At 68.6% G+C, this 17,852-nt stretch carries 19 protein-coding genes and 3 pseudogenes; 13 read left to right on the top strand and 9 right to left on the bottom strand.

The window, feature by feature from the left end; translation table 11 throughout:
• Nucleotides 1–237 (top strand): HAD family hydrolase (locus ACP4J0_RS37375; protein ID WP_426603712.1); only part of this gene is annotated, 237 nt, incomplete at its 5' end.
• 192 nt (nt 238–429) lie between these two features.
• Nucleotides 430–1,074: pseudogene (locus ACP4J0_RS37370) on the top strand (phosphotransferase); the annotation flags it as partial.
• Between the two features lie 576 nt (nt 1,075–1,650).
• Here ACP4J0_RS37370 and ACP4J0_RS37365 read toward each other — a convergent pair.
• Entirely contained in the window at nt 1,651–1,986 is a 336-nt protein-coding gene (locus tag ACP4J0_RS37365) for a DUF6207 family protein (RefSeq protein ID WP_426603716.1), read from the bottom strand.
• Here ACP4J0_RS37365 and ACP4J0_RS37360 point away from each other — a divergent pair.
• Nucleotides 1,976–2,209: pseudogene (locus tag ACP4J0_RS37360) on the top strand (IS5/IS1182 family transposase); the annotation flags it as partial. The gene ACP4J0_RS37365 and the pseudogene ACP4J0_RS37360 sit on opposite strands and share 11 nt — an antisense overlap.
• Before the next feature lie 521 nt (nt 2,210–2,730).
• On the opposite strand, the gene ACP4J0_RS37355 reads toward ACP4J0_RS37360, so the two are convergent.
• Nucleotides 2,731–2,976 carry a hypothetical protein gene (locus ACP4J0_RS37355; protein WP_426603710.1) on the bottom strand — a complete coding sequence of 82 codons (246 nt, stop codon included), beginning with the start codon at nt 2,974–2,976 and terminating at the stop codon, nt 2,731–2,733.
• Nucleotides 2,977–3,746: 770 nt separating this feature from the next.
• Between ACP4J0_RS37355 and ACP4J0_RS37350 the strand changes: the two genes are divergently transcribed.
• Genes ACP4J0_RS37350 through ACP4J0_RS37340 form a run of 3 tightly spaced genes read left to right on the top strand, consistent with a single transcriptional unit; the run spans nt 3,747 to nt 4,849 of the window.
• Entirely contained in the window at nt 3,747–4,187 is a 441-nt protein-coding gene (locus tag ACP4J0_RS37350; protein ID WP_426603709.1) for a hypothetical protein, read from the top strand.
• Complete coding sequence (locus ACP4J0_RS37345; protein WP_426603707.1) at nt 4,184–4,567, top strand: hypothetical protein; 384 nt, start codon at nt 4,184–4,186, stop codon at nt 4,565–4,567. The genes ACP4J0_RS37350 and ACP4J0_RS37345 overlap by 4 nt, the downstream gene beginning before the upstream one ends.
• Before the next feature lie 57 nt (nt 4,568–4,624).
• Nucleotides 4,625–4,849: a hypothetical protein gene (locus tag ACP4J0_RS37340; RefSeq protein ID WP_426603706.1), complete on the top strand. Its 225-nt coding sequence runs from the start codon at nt 4,625–4,627 to the stop codon at nt 4,847–4,849.
• A 71-nt stretch (nt 4,850–4,920) separates the two neighbouring features.
• On the opposite strand, the gene ACP4J0_RS37335 is transcribed toward ACP4J0_RS37340, so the two are convergent.
• From ACP4J0_RS37335 to ACP4J0_RS37320, 4 genes are all read right to left on the bottom strand, one after another.
• On the bottom strand, nt 4,921–5,574 hold the full coding sequence (locus ACP4J0_RS37335) for a hypothetical protein (protein ID WP_426603704.1): 654 nt from the start codon (nt 5,572–5,574) through the stop codon (nt 4,921–4,923).
• 385 nt (nt 5,575–5,959) lie between these two features.
• Nucleotides 5,960–6,160 carry a hypothetical protein gene (locus ACP4J0_RS37330; protein ID WP_426603702.1) on the bottom strand — a complete coding sequence of 67 codons (201 nt, stop codon included), beginning with the start codon at nt 6,158–6,160 and terminating at the stop codon, nt 5,960–5,962.
• Nucleotides 6,161–6,184: 24 nt separating this feature from the next.
• Nucleotides 6,185–6,400, bottom strand: coding sequence for a hypothetical protein (locus tag ACP4J0_RS37325; RefSeq protein ID WP_426603700.1), 216 nt, complete (start codon nt 6,398–6,400; stop codon nt 6,185–6,187).
• 365 nt (nt 6,401–6,765) lie between these two features.
• Nucleotides 6,766–6,972 (bottom strand): hypothetical protein, encoded by a 207-nt coding sequence (locus tag ACP4J0_RS37320; RefSeq protein ID WP_426603698.1) that lies wholly within the window; start codon nt 6,970–6,972, stop codon nt 6,766–6,768.
• Nucleotides 6,973–7,238: 266 nt separating this feature from the next.
• Between ACP4J0_RS37320 and fxsT the strand changes: the two genes are divergently transcribed.
• Nucleotides 7,239–9,407: an FxSxx-COOH system tetratricopeptide repeat protein gene (gene fxsT, locus ACP4J0_RS37315; RefSeq protein ID WP_426603714.1), complete on the top strand. Its 2,169-nt coding sequence runs from the start codon at nt 7,239–7,241 to the stop codon at nt 9,405–9,407.
• On the opposite strand, the gene ACP4J0_RS37310 is transcribed toward fxsT, so the two are convergent.
• Both ACP4J0_RS37310 and ACP4J0_RS37305 read right to left on the bottom strand, forming a co-directional pair.
• A complete protein-coding gene (locus tag ACP4J0_RS37310; RefSeq protein WP_426603696.1) occupies nt 9,394–10,257 on the bottom strand; it encodes a DUF6262 family protein in 864 nt (287 codons plus the stop codon). The genes fxsT and ACP4J0_RS37310 overlap by 14 nt on opposite strands.
• Nucleotides 10,254–10,463: a hypothetical protein gene (locus tag ACP4J0_RS37305; protein ID WP_426603695.1), complete on the bottom strand. Its 210-nt coding sequence runs from the start codon at nt 10,461–10,463 to the stop codon at nt 10,254–10,256. Before ACP4J0_RS37305 ends, ACP4J0_RS37310 begins: the two co-directional genes overlap by 4 nt.
• A gap of 175 nt (nt 10,464–10,638) precedes the next feature.
• On the opposite strand from ACP4J0_RS37305, the gene ACP4J0_RS37300 reads away from it, so the two are divergent.
• Both ACP4J0_RS37300 and ACP4J0_RS37295 read left to right on the top strand, forming a co-directional pair.
• Nucleotides 10,639–11,181 carry a hypothetical protein gene (locus tag ACP4J0_RS37300; RefSeq protein WP_426603693.1) on the top strand — a complete coding sequence of 181 codons (543 nt, stop codon included), beginning with the start codon at nt 10,639–10,641 and terminating at the stop codon, nt 11,179–11,181.
• A gap of 1,295 nt (nt 11,182–12,476) precedes the next feature.
• A pseudogene (locus ACP4J0_RS37295) lies at nt 12,477–12,668 on the top strand (IS110 family transposase); the annotation flags it as partial.
• Nucleotides 12,669–12,758: 90 nt separating this feature from the next.
• Here the strand turns inward: ACP4J0_RS37295 and ACP4J0_RS37290 are convergent.
• Nucleotides 12,759–13,544 carry an AraC family transcriptional regulator gene (locus ACP4J0_RS37290; RefSeq protein ID WP_426603691.1) on the bottom strand — a complete coding sequence of 262 codons (786 nt, stop codon included), beginning with the start codon at nt 13,542–13,544 and terminating at the stop codon, nt 12,759–12,761.
• A gap of 139 nt (nt 13,545–13,683) precedes the next feature.
• On the opposite strand from ACP4J0_RS37290, the gene ACP4J0_RS37285 reads away from it, so the two are divergent.
• The 4 genes from ACP4J0_RS37285 (at nt 13,684) to ACP4J0_RS37270 (ending at nt 17,534) form a co-directional block, all read left to right on the top strand.
• Nucleotides 13,684–14,562, top strand: a complete 879-nt coding sequence (locus ACP4J0_RS37285; RefSeq protein ID WP_426603689.1) for an NmrA/HSCARG family protein — start codon at nt 13,684–13,686, stop codon at nt 14,560–14,562.
• A gap of 111 nt (nt 14,563–14,673) precedes the next feature.
• Nucleotides 14,674–15,573 (top strand): NADP-dependent oxidoreductase, encoded by a 900-nt coding sequence (locus ACP4J0_RS37280; protein ID WP_426603687.1) that lies wholly within the window; start codon nt 14,674–14,676, stop codon nt 15,571–15,573.
• A gap of 502 nt (nt 15,574–16,075) precedes the next feature.
• Nucleotides 16,076–16,828, top strand: coding sequence for a PIN domain-containing protein (locus ACP4J0_RS37275; RefSeq protein WP_426603685.1), 753 nt, complete (start codon nt 16,076–16,078; stop codon nt 16,826–16,828).
• Nucleotides 16,755–17,534: a hypothetical protein gene (locus ACP4J0_RS37270; protein WP_426603683.1), complete on the top strand. Its 780-nt coding sequence runs from the start codon at nt 16,755–16,757 to the stop codon at nt 17,532–17,534. The genes ACP4J0_RS37275 and ACP4J0_RS37270 overlap by 74 nt, the downstream gene beginning before the upstream one ends.
• Nucleotides 17,535–17,852: the final 318 nt, after the last annotated feature.

The raw sequence follows: 17,852 nt of genomic DNA, 5'->3' as shown, positions 1-17,852 counted from the left end.
GGATTGCACGCCGCCCTGGCCCAGGTCAACGTCCCGCCCGGGCAGGCGGTATTCGTCGGGGACAGCCCCGGCGACATCACCGCCGCCCGCGCCGCCGGCGTCCTCGCACTGGGTGCCACCTGGGGCTGGCACCCGCCCGCCGCACTCCACACGGACGGAGCCCACCACCTCCTGTCCAATCCCACCCGCATCGGACCGTCCCTCCTGCACCACCTGACCCCAATCCCCGCGAACTGACCCACCTGTCCCGCTACAGTGGAAGGGCACCCACAACGGGTGCCCTTCCTGACTTTTAAGGGACTCAAGGCATGCGCGTGATGCGGCGACAGGCGCCGAGCGCCGGCCGGGACCACTGAGGCACCACCTCACCGGTCCGGGCCGGCGCTCACCCCCGCGCCCTGCCCGCCACTGCTCCTGTGAGTCGCCTCCATGTCTGCGCTTCCTCCCGCCGGCCGTCTTCAATGGGCCGATGTCCCCGTTCCACTGCGAACCCGCCTCGAGGCCGCCTTCGAGGCCCCCGTCACGGATGCAGTCACCCCGGCAGGCGGCTTCGGTCACCAGATGGCCGCCGCTCTGACCCTCGCCGACGGGCGCCGCTTCTTCGTCAAAGCCGCCCCCACCGACGACTCCCTCACCGCCGCCAACCTCCACGAAGGTGCCGTCCTCGCCTCCCTGCCTCCAGGCGCCCCGGCCCCCGACCTGGCGGGCATCCACCACGCGGCCGGCTGGACCGCCGTCGTCATCGCCCACCTTGACGGCCCGCACCCCGACCTGTCCCCGGACTCATCAGACCCCGGACAGATCTGGTCCCTGCTCGACAAGCTCACCTCCAGTCCAGCCCCGCCCCCCTACACCGCGGCGGTCGCCAGCACGCCCTCCGGCGCGGCCGGCCTCCACGGCTGGGCCGTCCTGCTCGCGGACCCGCCGGGCGGCCTGGACTCCGACGTACGGCACCGGCTGCAAGAACTCGCCGAACTCGAGGCCACCTGGCCCGGACTTGCATATGGCGACCGGATCGTCCACGGCGACTTGCGCGCCGACAACATGGTCCGCGATCACGACCGCGGGGTGACCTTCGTGGACTGGTCCCACGCCACGACCGGGCCCGCCTGCATCGACGCCGTCTCCCTCGCCCCCCAGCTCGTCCTCGCCGGACACACCCCCAAGGACATCGCCCGCCTGCTGGACGAACACCCCGCCACCGCGACAGACCCCCTGGCCTCCACCGCGTTCCTCGCCGCCCTCACCGGACACTGGCACCGCAACGCCCGCAAGCCGGCACCCCCCGGCGCCCCGGGGCTGCGCGCCTACCAGCACCGCGCAGCGGCAGCCGGCCTTGCGGTCCTCGGCCACCGCCTGCACTGGAAACGCGACGAAGCGGGCCGGCCACTCCTCAGCCGCCCAGGCCGCGGCCGCGCCGCCGCAGCCGGTCCTTCAGCCGCCCGAAGGCGAGCCGGACGGACGCCCAACGGTCAGCTCACATCGTCCAGGGCTGACGTGTCGGGAAGCTGCGGGGCTGCGGCGACGATCTCAAGCAACACGGGCGCAGCGGGGTGCTGTTCCTGGACCGCAGCACGACCCGGCCTGCGTCGACGGACAGCCCCGTGCGGAGCGTCCCGTTTGACCTCCGCCGCGTGTCCGGCGGGCAGTTCAGGTCTGTCCACGGCCGTGGTGAGCATCGGCCCGGGCAGGGCCCACGCCGTCGTGCAGGCCTTCCCCGCGGCCGGCCGGGCCGGTGTCCGCCAGCGCGGTGCCCACCCGGTCGCCGCCGCCGGCGGCGTCTTGGTCGTGGTCAGGATGGAGATCGAGGAAGAACCGCAGCCGCACTCCGGGCTCGCCGGGTTCCCGGACGGTGCGCTCCGCCGCGGCGACCGCACCCTGTGCAGCGAGCAGATCCTGGACGGCGAACGCAGTCGCGTCGTCCAGGGCGGCGACCTCCACCACGGCCAGGCCCGGCCGCGCCACGTGTGCCTCGAAGCACACCATCCCCGAACTGAGGAACCAGCGGGCTAACCGGCAGCACCGCGGTAGCCAAGGCGGTCGACCCACCGGCTTCGACAAGTCGCTCTACAAACGCAGGAACGAAGTCGAGCGGACCGTGAACGCCCTCAAGGCGTCGCGGGCTGTGGCAACCAGGTACGACAAGAGAGCCTATGTCTTCCACGGCACTGTCACTCTCGCTGCCATCCGACTCTGGCTACGCTCCTGATCGCCGGGCAACCCCTCACTCGCCGGGATGGCTGTGATGCCCGAGCAGGCCGAGAGCCGTCAGCACAGTGACACAGAGCGTCATCCATCCGATGAACGCGCCGCCGCCGTATAGCACTGCACCGGCTACCGAAGCCCCGGCCTCGTGCGAAAGTACCCCCGCTACCACCGCTACCAGTAGCGACGACACGAATGACAAGAGCGCGAGAAGTACCTGAACGGGAAAAGTCAGCCTCACCAGTCGATCCCTTCACGAAGGTGGTCGACCAGTCGGCGGGCAGCCTCAGCTCGACCACCGCTTGCGATGGCCTGCTGAGGCTCTGCGACGATTAGAGACTCGTGATGCTCACTGCTTGCTGAGATCGGAGCACTGTCCCCCATCGGACACGTCGCCAGTGCTCTGTGGCTCTCGAATGAGCAACACGGAGCCTAGCGGTGGGCGTTGAAGATCGCCACCACCCAAGGCTGGAAAGTGGCCGGCTCATACCGCCCCACAGAGCGGTCGCACCCACCGGACAGGCCCTAGCTGGGGCCGATCTCGGCCGGAGTTCCCTCGGTCTCCAACTCGGAGATCCTGCGATCCATCTCCTTGCCCTCGGCGTACTTGCGGTACTTGTTCACCCCGTATGCCACCCCCGAGGCCGCAGCGACGCAGACCACGTACGTGACCGCCGACTTCTGTCCCTGCGCCCGGTAGAACGCCCTCAGAGCATCAGGGCCGCCGAGTTCCCCTGTTTCCTGGGTAAGCCTCGTCCAGTCGTTGCCCACGCGTCCATTCCCATCTCCGAGTAGCCTGCGGTTCCACGCCGCTCCGGTTGATGCTGCGGCACCCGCTGTCGGCTGGATGCTACTGACCTCCGGTGCCCGCTGACCGCCACTTCGCGCACCTGGAGAAGCAGCAGGCGGTACACCGGGGCGTGGTGGCGATGTCAGTGGCCGATGAGATCCTCCCGCTGGGCACTGACGTGCTGACAGGAGGTCAGGATGGCTCTGGGACGTCGGCGGAAGGATTGGCGCGATCCGGTCGTGATCATGCGGGCGGCGGGACTCGAACCGCTTGAGCCCTACCCGGGTTCGGGCGCTCCGTGGCGCTGTCGACACGAGGCGTGCGGGAGGGAGGTGACGCCGCGGTTGGGAAACATCTCCTCCGGTCGGCAGGGCGGCTGCCGGTACTGCGCGGGCAAGACGCCGATCCCGCCGGAAGAAGCGCAGGTCCTGATGCGCGCAGCTGGCCTGGAGCCGCTGGAGCCCTACTCGGGGGCGATGAGCCACTGGCGGTGTCGGCACGAGGTGTGCGGGCGGGAGGTGAAGGCCCGGTACTCCAACGTGAAGCGCGGCGTCGGGATCTGCCGGTGGTGCGCGCCGAACGCCCGGGTCGATCCCGCCGACGCCGCTGCCCTGATGCGCACGACGGGGCTGGAGCCCCTGGGGTCCTCCCCGGGCACCGACACTCCGTGGCCGTGTCGGTGTACGGCCTGTGGTGCCACCGTGACGCCGACCCACGGGTCCATCAAGCAGGGCCAGGGCGGGTGCTGGCCGTGTTCCCGTACGAAGGCCGGGCTGGGCATCAGCAGGCATGGGCCCGCCGCCGGGAACTCCCCCTCACCGACGGCGAGCAGGCCGTCGCCGAGATCCAGACGTTCGGTCTCACACCACTGGAGCCCTACCCCGGCCCGGCCGGGCTGTGGGCCTGCCGCCACGACACGTGCGGTCGCGACGTCGAGATCCGGTTGCAGAACCTACACCGCGGCCTGCGGGCATGCCCGTACTGTCCACCCGCACCGGGCGGACGCCGTCGCTGGCCGGCGGACGAGGCCGAGGCCCTCATGCGGGCCGCCGGCCTGGAACCGCTGGAGCCGTACTCCGGCCGCCGCCAACAGGCATGGCGCTGCCGGTGTACCGGATGTGGCAGCGAGACCTCACCGTCCCTCGGCGGCATCCTGGCAGATCAAGGGGTTGTCGGCACTGCGCCGACGTGAGAGCGGCCGAGGCCAGGAAGACCGACCCCGAGGTCGCGGCCGCCGACATGCGCGCGGCCGGCCTGGAGCCCCTGGAGCCGTACGTCACCTCGACGACTCCGTGGCGGTGCCGCTGCACGACCTGCGGCAGCGAGGTCGCGCCGACGCTCATGAAGATCCGCACCGGCGGCGGCTGCCGGTTTTGCGCCAGCCACGGCTTCGACCTCACCGCCCCCGCCCGTGTCTACGTCATGCAGCACCACCAGCACAACGCGGTCAAGATCGGAATCGGCGGTACCGCAGGCCGTAATGAACGGGTCAACCACCACCGCCGATTTGGCTGGGCACTCACCCGGGACTGGCACTTCACCACCGGCGTTGAGGCCCACGCCGTCGAGTAAGCCGTCCTCCAGCACCTGCGTGAGGCCGGCCACGGCCCCTACCTCAACCGGGACACCATGCCGAACGGCTGGACCGAGACCTTCGACGCGGACCTCGTTACTCCCGCCGTGCTCGCCGCGCTCGTCGAGACCACCATCGAACGCCTCGCCGGAACGCAGACACCCGCACTCGGGCGGACCATCCTGCGACCCGAGCGCTGGAGTGTCCGCTCAGCCACTGCTGCGTCCCGGCGACGGCCACCGGCGAACAAGGCTGGCCGCGGCCAGCTCCCCCTGTTCTGAGCTGGGGGTTGCTACGACCGAGGGCGGCGCCGTGATCGGCACCGCCCTCCTCAGCTCACTCCCGGTGGCCTCTACTGCTCCGGGTCGTCAGCAGGGCGGTAGACAGCTCGATCGGTGTCGAGGCGCTGGAGGATGCCGTCCGCGGCAAGGTCGCGCAGGATCTGCCGGGCGCGCTTCTCGTCGACGGCGTGACCGATCTCGTGGAGCGCGGCTACGGAGCGCTGCGCGTCCCATTCCCCACCCTCGCCGGTGATCGCCTCGGCGAGGCAGTCCTTCTGGCTGGCGAGCTCGCCCTGCTGGTGTGTGGCGACAGCGGCCTGGAACGTGGGAAGAGCATCGGTGCGGATGCGGTAGCCGGCGACCTTTCCGAAACCAGGGCCCTCAGCGAGGACGGGCGAGACCTGGTTCGCGATCCACCAGTTGCGACGGACGCCGCGCTTCAGCGCGGCCTTGAACGCGCCGCTGCTGCCGGTGAGCTTGCCCTCGCCGTGTGGACCGCGCAGGACATCGGCCGGCACGTAACCGTCCTCGCGGGTAGCGGCCTCGCGCAGGATGCGCTGGGCGGTGGCCGGCAGGGAGAGGTAGTAGCGGGAGGCGGTCTCCGGGTCGGACCAGTCGGTGGCCGGCCCAACGGTCTTCAAACTGCCGGCGTGTTCGGCGAGCAGAGCCAGGAGGGCCTTCTGGAAGGCGGGATCGGGATCCTCAATGATCAGGTGGAGCTTCACGTCATTCCCTTGCTGGAAGAGGCGAATAAGAGCGCACCTTGCGAGTGGGACTGTTGCGCGGCGGGCGCACGTCATTCAAGCTCTTAGTCTCGTTTTGTTTGCACCGAAAGACGAGAGGCTGGGCGCGTGGGGCATCCATGGCAGGGTCCATGGCGTACAGGTGGTGAATCGCTCAGCGACACCGTGCACCACAGGTGTTGCAACGGCTATGGTCGCTTCGACCGCTTCTGAGCTGCGTGGATTCGAACCGCACGCTCGCGGCGCCCCGGAGAATCTGCGGCGACTTCGACTGCTCAGGCGAGGACGTCGAGCGCGGCTGGGTGGCGGGCACGGGTTGTTGGAGCCACACCGAGCGGGTGCTGCTGACCTACGAGCAGGTGCACGCCTACGAGCTGCCCGCGTCCGAGGGCAAGCGCGGGAGGTGGAGGCGCTGGAGCTGGCCGAACTCCGGCGTCTGGTGCTCGCCGCCGTCGCCCCGTACGTCGACCACGACGTCCTCGCCCAGCAGATCGCCCGCGAGGAAGAGCAACGCCGCGCCCTGGCCGCCTTTCTGGACGGCTGGGACGCGGCGGGTGGGGGAGCGCACAGGGCTGTTCCAGCGCGAGGGCGCTCAGGCAGGTGCCGGAACCGGGCGCAGCGATGCGAGCGGGGAGCGCCGGCCTTTTTCCACCGCGCGCAGCTGCTCCCAGTCGACTTCGGGGTGGGCGGGGGCGATCGCGTCGACGGAGGCCGTGGTGTAGAGCGCGACGTCGACGGCTTCGGTCCGGCTGGTGCCGAAGCGGACCTCGATCGACTGCGGGGAGCGGACCCAGCCGAGCCGGACCATGTGGTCGAAGCCGGCTTTACCGAGTCTCAGAGTGTCCGGATCGGTGATGACCTGGGCCGATGCGTGGCGAAGGTGTCCGTGACGCGAGGGTTGTTGGCGGGGCGAAATGCGGATGGGCCCGCCGCTGGCGTGCAGACGCGGCCGATGGGACGGCGGCGGACCTCGACGAGACCGCGGGCTTCGAGACTACGCAGTGCGCGCCGTACGGCGGCGCGCTGGGCGTCGCTCGGCTGCCCGAGGCCCGCCGCCCGCACCGCGGTGCCGGCGAGAGAGCTGGTGGGCAAGGTCCGACCGCCGGACCGCGCTGCGCCTGGGACTGCATGAAAAGTGTCTGGCTCTGCGCAACGTACCCCTGGCATTCTCGCCTACCGCACCAAGCCGAGCAGGAGCGCGATAACCGCGCAGCTCAGAGTCATCGCGCCACCAAAGGCAACGGCGCCCCGGCTGATGGAGGCCGGCACGCTGCATCCGTCCCAGCGGGCAAGGACCGTCGCAGCGGCAGCAACCAGGGCGGACAGGGCGACGCAGACGGCAAGAACCGTGACGAGCAGTACGGTGTACGTGGGGTTCACGACTGGGCACTCTCCCATCTGGAGGAACAAGGTGCGTGATGGTCCGGGAGGGAGACGGACCGAGGACGGTACGACGATCTCGTCACGCAATGCAGCAATCCAGGGGCCGAGAGTTCTACCAGCAACAAGCGAGCGTTGTCCGACAACAACCCGGGGTTGTCCGGGAACAACTGGGGGAGTGGATGGGGCGCAGCACGCGGAGACCGGGTAGGCCGTGGTCGTCTCCACGCGGGAGTTGCGTTGAGATCAACGACTTGGTGCAGGAGATGCGCCAATGGCTGAACGAGGCGCGGCTGTCGGTAAAGGAGGCGCATGAGCGGCTCCTGCCAGAGCACTTTCAGGACCGACGCGTGCCCCATCTACGTTTGTTCCGGACCATGTTGCAAGGCGAGAAGCTGACCTGGGATCTGGTTGAAGCTGTCGCCGACGTGTGCTTTCCCGAGGAGATTGGCAACCTCGCCGATCAGCGACGGCGCGATGCTCGGGCGAGATGGGACAAGGCGCAAGCCGACCCCACGCCGCTGGGTGAGTCGAACGGGTCCTCGAAGGAATTGCTGGCTGAGAAGGAACGCACGATTCGTGTCTATGAAGAGCTGACCCGATGGCGGAACGCCCACGACGTCAGTGAGCAGGGACGACAACATGCCCTGCAGGTCGCCACCGTGCTGTTTGCTCAACTGGGACAGGCTCATGCCCAGGTCGCCACACTGTCCCGGCAGGTAGAGCGGGCAGTGGAAGCGCCGTCTGCATCGGGTGAACTGGCAGTGATGCGGCAGCGGCTGGAGCGGGCTCAGGGGCAAGAAACAGACCTTCGAGAGCAACTGGAACGCGCGATCAGGGATCGCGACCGATACCAGGAAGTGGCAGATCGCGCCGCACGGCGAATCCAGATACTCGAGAGCGCTCTCCGCCGACTCGGCAGACAGGTAGAGCCTGTCGACGCTCCCGCGGTGGATGTCCAGCCTCTTGGGCTGGAGACCCACGTGAGCGATGCCGCCCTTGATGCTGTCGACGCGACGTTGCGCAAGGCGCGCGACGTTCTTGACCGAGAGCAGGAGGCGGCCGAGGAGGTCGGTTGGACAACCCGCCCCGCCCCACGGCTTGCCGAGTCGCGTATGACGGTCGTACAAGGGCACGTCGTGCGTTCGTCGGACGATCTTCCTGAGAGCCGTCCAGCGCCGGCCTTGTCTGACAGCGCCCAACACAGGTCACGGGGCGTCAGGCTGCCCATTCGCAATGATGTTCCGCCGCGCAACCGTCATTTCACGGGGCGAGACCATTTCCTTGGTGCCCTGCGAGAAATTTTCGGCACCGCCGGGCAGGCTGCTGCTTGCCTCTTTTCCGGTATGGGTGGCTGTGGCAAAACCCAGCTTGCCATTGAGCACGTGTATCAGACCTTGTCTGACTATGACCTCGTATGGTGGGTTCCGGCCGAGAACCGCGATACGGTGAGGGAACACCTCGCCGCACTTGCACCTGCGCTCGGTCTGATGATCGGCCCGAGTCACGAGTCCCGTATCCGTGCTGCCCTAGCAGAGTTGAGCAGACACGACGGACTCCGCTGGCTAATCGTCTTCGACAACGCCGACGACCCAGAAGGTTTCCGCGACCTCGTCCCCACTGGCCCCGGACACGTGCTCATCACGTCACGCCAGCAGGGCTGGAAGAGCGAGACTGTCGCCCACCTGGCCGTTCCGGAGTACACACGGCAAGAGAGCATCGACCACTTCCAGTGTCGCATTCCGGGGATCAGCATCACGGACGCCCGTGAGCTGGCTGAGATCCTAGGAGATCTCCCGCTGGCTATCGAGCAGGCGGCCGCGTGGATCAGCGAGACTACAATGCCAGTTCAGGAGTACATAACGCTATTCGATCAAAAGCATGCGGAAATAGAAGATGTGCAGCCTCCGGACGGCTATGCGAAGTCGGTCGGTGAGGCATGGAATATCTCGTTGAATCACCTTGAGGAGCGCAGGCCTGAAGCCCTCACGCTGATCAAACTTGGCACTTTCTTCGCCCATTCCGGCATTCGCCTCAGCCTGCTTCGTCGGATCGTATATATGGCCTGGGAGACTGGTCCCGAAGCCTTTCGGGACTCGCTACGTGAACTGCAGCGTTACTCCCTGGTTCGCCTCAACTACGAGCCGGATGATGAAGCTCAGCGCACTGATGCGGGTTTCTTGGAAATGCATCGACTGGTGCAGGCGGTAGTCCGCAACAGGCTCTCCGAGGACGAACAGCGCACGCTGTCCGGGCTAGCCCGACAGGCGCTGGCGATGGCAGACCCGGGCAATCCTTCAGACCTGGAGCAGCGGCCGATGTACGCGGAGCTGATCCCTCACTTGGACGCCTCGGGCGTTTTGGACAGCGACGAGCCAGCTCTGGATGCCTTCCGGCGTAACTGCCTTCGCTACCTGTACATCACACGCAGTTGAGGCAAGTCAGTATGCGATGCGTGGCGTAGAAGTCTGTGACGCGAGGGTTTCCTGAGTCGGTTGCCCGCGAAGGCGGCTTCGAGGGTGTCGGCGTGGAAGCAGAGCGCCGTGCTGAAGGCTTCGCCGGCGGGGTGGCGGCCCAATTGGGCGGCGAGGGCCTCTTCGACGGTCTCGTGGCATTCGTCAAGGAACTGCTCGACTTCTCGCAGCAGCGTGAGCAGAGACTGGGCCTGGGGGCGTCGAGAACGACGGGGTCTGGGAGCGGCTGGAGTGTCATGGCTGGTCCTGTTCGAGGAGTTGGGCTTCGAGGTCGGTGATGCGTTTGTCGGTGAAGCGGAGGTTTGATCGGGCGCCTTCGAGCCGTTCCTGCAGGGCTCGGTGTTCCTGGGTCAGCTGGTGGAACCGGTGCTTGAGGGTGGTGTTCTCGGTGGCGAGCCGTTGGACGGATTTTGTCGGGGACCATCTGCTCGAAGTCCCGGAGCTGGCCCATGAGCTCCCCGATCCGCTGTCGCTGAGCGAGGATCTCGTTCTGGGCGCGGGTCAGTTCCTCTTCGGCGTTGAGCGCCCGTTCCCGCCACGACGCCTCGATGCGCTCGTGCTCCTCTTGGGCGGCGCGATCGTGGCGGCTCTTGCTGTTGGTGACGGCGGCCTGGACGAGGCGGCGGGCGTCGGCGTTCTCGTAGAGGAATGTGGTGGAGACGCCTGCACGCTGGGCGATCGCGCGGACGGCGAGCCGGCTGCGCTCGCATCGGAGCTGGCCGATGGCCTTCTCGACGCGGAGGAGTTTGTCCTGGGTCTGTCGTCGGCGGGCGGCCGTTGCCGCTGCGGTTTGGTCGGGGGCGGAGGTCACGATGCCTCCGCGCCATCGTCGTCGTGGAGGACGTCGATGTTCTCGTGGCGGGCGAGTTCGTGTGCGTGGAAGGCGGTGGACCAGACGCGTCCGAAGTATCCCTGTGGTCGGCGGAGGTCGATGGCGAGGGCCTCGTCCAGTAGGCCGACGGCGGACATGGCCTTCTCCAGGCCGTCGATCGCGCGGGCCGTGGTAGCCCCGATCATGACGGCTCGGCTGTCGTCAGCCCGGCGAGAAGCCCGTCGCCTTGTGGTCATAGGTGTCACCCGCTGTAGTGAATCGTCGTAGATCGTCCTGCCCCGGGCCGTCAGCGCCTTGTATCTGTTGTCCCGGACCGGAATTCAACCTCCCCGGTCCACGCTTCTGAAGGGACAACTCACCATGTCAACGCACCGTCTTGCCCGCGTGATCGTGGCGGCAGTCGCTGCAGCCGCCCTGGGCGGCTCCGCCGTCCACGCCACCGCGGCCGTAGACACCCGGGCCACCACTGCTCGGCAGATCCTGCGCACCAGTGGCATCTCCCTGGCCACCGCTCACCCGGGAGGCACTCACGCGGGCTCCACCGCCAAGGCGAACATCACCGACACCGCCAACGGCAAGGGAGCCCTGACGAGCCCGTGGGGGCACAAGCCGAACCGTCGTGTGGCCCTGGATCCGCGCATGCTCAACGGGCTGCTGAAGCTGAACACCCAATACAAGTACCGAGTCGCAGTCTCGGAGATCGTCGGAGGCAAACACAGCGCCACCTCCCGCCACTACGCGGGGAAAGCGATCGACATCAACTACATCAACGGGAAGCATGTCGGGTCGGGGGCCCCGCACAAGGGGCTGATGGCCGCCTGCCGCAAGCTGGGCGCCACGGAAGTTCTCGGCCCGGGCAACGCCGGGCACAGCAGGCACGTGCACTGCGCCTGGCCTCGCTGAGCATCCGTTACAGGGAGCTACTTGCATTTCGCTGTAGCTTCGGGAGACCAGGGTTAACGCAGTGATCGCCACGCACCCCAAGACCGACTGAAGTTCGCCGCGCGTGGGACAGACCCCGGCCCAGAAGGCCGCCAAGGCGGCACGCGGGCAGCAGCCGACGAAGCGGCCCGGCAAGGCGCAGCGCGAGGCGATCAAGCGGGCGCAGGCGGCGAAGAAGAAGGCGAGCGGCGGGAAGCCGGCCGTGAAGAAGACGGCGGCGAAGAAGGCGGTGCCGCTGCCGCGCAGCACGCACGGCCGGCGCACGCCCACCCGCGCCCGCTCCTGCTCAGGACGGCCCACTCAACGGGGCGTCCGAAGACCTGCGCGCCCTGTGCGAAACCCTCCTCACACACACCACCCACCGCCGTCGCCGACTTCCTCACCGACCAGGTCCCCGAACCCCGCAGCGCCCTCGCCCTCGCCCTCGCCCTCGCCTGCGTCCTGCAACTGTCCGACACCGACGAAGGCGCACGCTTCTGGTGGCAGTACGCCGCCGGCGCCGGACAAGCCGCCGCCTACTGCCTCTACCTCCACCACCTCGCCCAAGGGGAAGGCGCCGCAGCCGACTGGTGGCACCACCAGACAGACGACGTCCAACCCCCACCCGGATCACCCGCCCCCGCCCAGGACGACTATCCCAAGCCGCACTGCGACCAACGCTGGCACCCCGCCAACCACCCCATCACCAGCACCTCCACCACCACCATCCTCCGAGTCCTGCGCCACCTCTCCGCGAACACCACCCGCCCTAGGTCGGCCACAGTCCTCAAACTCATGGCCTACATTCCCCGGGCGGTCACTGCTGGCTATCTCCGCGAACCCGAAACCGAACTCCCTCTCCCCGGCAACGGCTTCGCCCAACGCGTCCAGGAGCTGCTCGCTACGCCAACCACCACCCGTCCCGAGGCGCAAGAGCAGACACCCCGGCCCGTCACCCGTGGTCCCGCTGAAGCACCGTCTCGCACCATGGGCGAAGTCGCGAAACGGTGACCCTCTGCTGGCATGTGCCGCCTTCTTCTCCCGGAGACTGGCGTCTTCAGTGGCGCCCTTTGGACACCTGAGGATGCTCAGGTCCGACAGCTCGCCTTCTGTTTTCAGATCCGATCTGGGATCTACGCGCGGGTGCCGCCCGGAACGGAGGACCGGCCACGCCCGCGCCGTCGCCTCCGACGTCAGCCGCCGCGCCGCCCAGCTCACGGCCGGGCTTCATCAGGCGGGCTGTCGTCGTCCGGGGAGTGCGAGTCTTCCTTGCTGTCCTCGCCGCGTTCGCCGCCCTGTCGGACCCGATCAGCAGGACCTACTACGACCGCAAACGCGCCGAAGGCAAGAAGCACAACGCCGCGCTGATCTGCCTGGTCCGCCGACGCTGCGACGTCCTCTACGCGATGCTGCGCAACGGCACCCACTACCGCCACCCCGAAGCCGCTCCTGCCCCAGCAGCGGCTTGACAACCACTGGGACACCCCCCAGCGTGAGCTCTCGCACCATTGGGCTGCTACCGATGTTCCGCCAGGAACTGCGGCTACCCCGCCAACCTCTCACCGATGGGAGCTGCGGGAGGACCGAGCCGACGAGCGAAAGCTTCCGGGTGTCTGACCGACCAGCTTGGTGAAGGCGTCGATGAAGCTGCTGGGGTTCGACCAGCCCAGCCGGATCGCCGTGTGGGTGACCGAGGCACCGTCGCTGAGCTCGATCAGCGCCCGTTGGATGCGCAGCAGGGTGCGCCACTGGTGGAAGCTCATCGACAGCTCGCTGCCGAACAGTCGGCTCAGGGTGCGTTCGCTGGCGCCGGCGCGGTGGCCCAGCTCGGCCAGGGTCGCCGGGCTTGCTGGGTCCACGTGGAGCAGGTCGGTGACCGCCTTGAGACGCCGGTCGCTCGGCTCCGGGAGGCGCAGCGGTTCCTGTGCGGCGCGGGCGAGCTCGGCGAGTACGACGTCGATCAGCAGCCGCGCACGGGGGCTCTCCAGCGGCTCGCCCTCACTCATCAGCGCCAGATAGGCCTCGCGCAGCAACGCGCTCGCCACGAAGATCGACGGCTCGGCCGGCAGCTGTCCGGTCAGCGTCCCGGGCAGCGACAGCACCCGGATGTCCGTCTCGCCGTACGCCTTGCTGCTGTGCACCGCGAAGGGCGGCACCCACATGATCCGACTGGCCGGCGCCACCCAGGTGCCCACCTGGGTCGCTGTGACCAGGGCCCCACGCGCGGCGTAGCGGAGCTGGCCGTAGTCGTGGAAGTGCGCGGCCACCTCGGCGCCATGGGCCAGCGGCACCGACAACGGCGCATCGTCGGTGCAGAAGCTCGGCTCGCCGCTGGAGTCGGACACGCCATCGAGGCTACCCGCCACTGGCGGGTTATCGGAAGAACCTGGCGTGATACCGGTGGTGCGCCTGGCGCCGCAGACCGCACCGTAGAGACATGTCACAGAAGATCAAGGCCGAGGCCGCTAGTGAAGGGTGGCAGCGATGAGCACACAGACGACCGGCACGATCGCAGTCTTCGGCGCGACGGGGAGACAGGGCGGGCTCGTGGTCGACGCGCTGCTGGATCACAAGGCCCCGGTGCGGGCCCTGGTCCGCAACCCGCAGTCCGACCGGGCTCAGGCGCTGGCCGCCCGTGGCGTCGAGCTGGCGGCCATCCGGACCGACGACCCGGCGTCGTTGGCCGCCGCGCTGACGGCGGTCGAGGGGTTCTACTTCATGACCCCGGAGGCGAACAGCCTCGAAGAGGTCGAGACGGAGATCCGCATCGGCACCGCGCTCGTCGACGCGGCGGTCGCGGCACGCGTCCCGCACGTCGTGTTCAACTCGGTCATCGGCGCGGACCGGGAGTGGGGTGTGCCGCACCACGACTCGAAGCACTCGATCGAGGAGCACCTGAGGAACTCCGGCCTCAGGGCCACGATGGTTCGCCCGGCCCCCTTCATGGAGGAGATGGCACCGAGCCTGGAGCACGGAGAGATCGTGCTGAGGCTGCCGCTGCCGGAGGACGTCGCCCTGAAGATGATCTCGCTCAGGGACGTCGGCCGGGTCGCCGCCGCGCTCCTGCTCGACACCGCGGAGGCACCCGGCGGAGCCGTCGAGCTCGTCGGCGACGAGCTCACGGGCCCTCAGATCGCCGCGGCGTTCGGCGCGCGCGCCGGGCTCCCGGCACGTTACGAGGCCCTCCCGTTGAGCGTGCTTCCCAGCGACCTCGACAGGGCGATGTTCCGCCAGTTCGCGAAGGCGGCGGAACACCCGTCGGATCTTGCGGTTGTGCGGGCGATCGAGCCGGCCACCCTGGACCTGGCCGACTGGATCCGATCCACCGGCTGGACCGCGCCCACGAACGTGGCTGGTTCCTGAGCCTCCGGCCGCGATGAACGCCCCGCGATCGTGCCCACGGTCTCGGCGCTCTGAGCACGGCAACGCATCCGCCAACATTCGAAGTCGCAACTCGAGGAACGCAGAGAACCCATGCGAGCGATCACCTTCTCCGCCTACGGCGGGCCGGAAGTCCTGCAGCTGTCCGAGGTCCCGGCGCCGGAACCCGGCCCGGGGCAGGTGCGGCTGGCCGTCCGGGCCGCCGGGATCAACCCTCTCGACTGGAAGATCCGCAACGGCTCCAAGCGGCAGAACTTCCAGGTTTCCTTCCCACACACCCCCGGTTTCGAAGTGGCCGGCGTCGTCGACGCCGCAGGTGAGGGCGCGGAGTTCACTGTCGGCGACGAGGTGTTCGGCTGGCCCGAGACCGGAGGCTACGCCGAGTACGCGCTGGCGAAGGCGCTCGCGCCCAAGCCCGCAGGCATTTCGTGGGCAGACGCGGCGGCGCTGCCGGTCGCCGGCGAGACTGCGCTTCGCGTCCTCGGACTGCTCGAGGTCCGCGAAGGCGAGACGCTGCTGGTCCACGGCGCCAGCGGCACGGTCGGGCGCTTCGCCGCGCAGGTGGCTGTCGCGCAGGGCGCTACCGTCATCGGCACCGCCGGCAGCCGGAACCTCGACGACCTGAAGTCGCTGGGGGGCGTGCCCGTCCTCTACGGCGACGGCTGGGAGGAGCGGGTTCGCGAGGCCACGCCGGGACCGGTGGACGCCGTGTTCGACGCCGCCGGGCACGGGGTGCTGCCCGGGTCGGTCAAGCTGCGGGGCACGAAGGACCGGATCGTCACCATCGCCGATGAGGCCGCCTACGAGCTGGGGATCCCGTACTCGGGTCCCGAGCAGTCGCGGGAGGTGCTGACCGCGATCGTCGGCTGGGTCACTGACCGCGGGGTCCGGATCGCGCAAGGCAAGAGCTACCCGCTCGAGGACGCGGCCGCCGCGCAGATCGAGAGCGAGGACGGTCACCCCGGAGGGAAGCTCACGCTCGCCATCAGCTGAACGGGAGCGCGGCTTCGTGCCCGGCGCAGACCGGGCGCGCGCGACAGACCGATCAGTCCAGCGCGCCGCGCAATGGCACCCCCTACCGGCATCCCGAGCCAGCTCCCGCCGCAGCTGCGGCTTGACAGCCACATAGGGACACCCCCCGGACTACCAGGAGCACAAGGTTGCGACGGGGGTTGCGCCTATCGGTTGCGCCTACTGTTGCGCACCCCGCTGGAACGCCCTCGCGCCCGTGAAGGTCGCCACGCGGTTTCGCCGTGGTCGGCACGCTGACATCCCCGTTGCGGCTGCGCTGCCCATGTCCCTTGGCTGGAGTGAAGGAGGAAGGGACGGGTGGGATGGGCGGCGCGGCCGCGGCCGGGGATCGGGGCGCGTCCAGCCCGGTTGCGCGTCGGCCAGGGCCGCCGCGCCCCGCCGCGCGGCCGTCAGCCTGGCGCGGGAGGTGCTCTGGGATGTCCGACCGGTGAGGGTTGTCAGTGGCGTGCGACATCATCGGCAGATGGCCACGCAAGCAGCTCCACTGACCTACCTGGATCGCCTCCGGGCGGACCTGGACCTGATTGAAGCGGACTTCGTGCAGATCCTCGCGGACTCACAGATCCGAAACACCGACCCCAACCGCGGACGCGACTACGTGATGCACCTTGGCGCTTCCAAATGGGGATGGGTGCCCAGCAGCCCCGAACTCGAGGCGCGACGAATGCAACTGCTGGGGCGCGTGCGGGACTGGGAGCCGCTATTCCGCCTGCTTTTCCCGCATCCGACTCCCGAGGTCACCAAGCGCCTTGAGGAGAACCTTGACCTACTGCGGCGCTGGCTTGAGCGCCCGCGTGACAGAACGGTGCCGGCCACCATCGACAAGGCCACCGACCACGTGCGCGACGCAGTGACCACACTCCGGAAGCTGGGGGAGCTGCTGCCCTCTGACCCATGGGCGGTGCGCCTGGTGGTCGACACGAACGTGCTGTTGGACGACCCCGACGTGGCGATCTACACGCCGCTGCTGGGAAAGCGGTACATGGTTCACCTGATGCCCGCTGTCCTGCGGGAACTGGACGACCACAAGCGCGCCGGACGCAACCCCGATATCCGAGAGGCGGCGAAGAAGGCCGACCGTCGCCTGAAGGGACTGCGGACCAACGGCGACGTGCGGCGCGGAGTCCGAGTCGCCGTTCGACGTGCACGCCTTCTTCGAGCACATCGAACCCAAGGGCGATGGGCTGCCGAACTGGCTGGACCTAGACGTGCCTGATGACCGCCTGGTGGCCTCCACCTTGCTGCTGCAGTCCCGGCATCCCGGCTCTTCCGTCTACGTGGCCAGTGACGACATCAACCTCCAGACGAAGCTCGCCGCAGTCGGACTGCCGTTCATCGAGGCACCTGAACGGACGCTCCGCGCTACATACGCTCAGGACATGACGATGACGCCGCAAGAGCTTGAGGATCAGAAAGAGACCCTGGAGCTGATCAACAGCGAACTCGCGGCGCGTCTGGCACGCCAGTCGGAGTCGGGCGCGAAGGTGGACACGAAGGCGATCTTCCTGGTCGGCTTCGCGGCCACAGGCGCCCAGTTCCTGGCCTCCCGGAGCTTCGAGCTGTTCACCGGCACCGCGGCCTTCGCGGCGTACGCGGTGGCCGCCGGCTTCGGCATCTCGGTCTTCAACCTCGCCGAGTACGAGGACATCAAGCCGCGGGACGTCCTGGACACCTACGCACGCTCGGAAAAGGGCGCGACGCTGGGGGCCCTGGCCGGAACGCGTGTGGGGATGTTCGAGAAGAACGCCCGCCTGCACCAGCGGAAGACCAAGCGATGGACGGTCGCCCTGGCCGCTGTCGCCGCCGGGATCGTCCTCTCCACTGTCAGTCTCGTGCTGCACACTGGCGGCCATGACAGACACACAGAACCAGGGGAACCCGCCCCCACCTCCTCCACCACCACCTCCGCCCAGCCTCACTGACTCCCTCGCCAACCCGGCTCTCGTGGGCACGGAGAAGAGGAACGAAGGCAAGCCCGCGCGCAACAGGGCGGCCACCCCGGGACAGACCGCCGAACGGCGCTGACCCGTACCGCGAGAGCGGCCCTCGCCATTGTGGCCAGACATACGAGACCCCGGGCATCTTCGGCCCGGGGTCTCTCTGTGCTCTGGGATGTCCGACCGGCTCAACGACCTGCCGACGCGAGCGTCACGCCCACTGCACGCCCAGCTCCCGCAGCGCGTCCAGCTGCTCGGCGGTGAGCTTGTCGCGTCTCGCTCGTGCGTTCGAAAGCCACACCC

The sequence above is a fragment of the Streptomyces sp. WG7 genome (assembly GCF_049975785.1).
Classification (GTDB): Bacteria; Actinomycetota; Actinomycetes; order Streptomycetales; family Streptomycetaceae; genus Streptomyces.
This window is presented reverse-complemented; position numbering and strand designations above follow the sequence as displayed.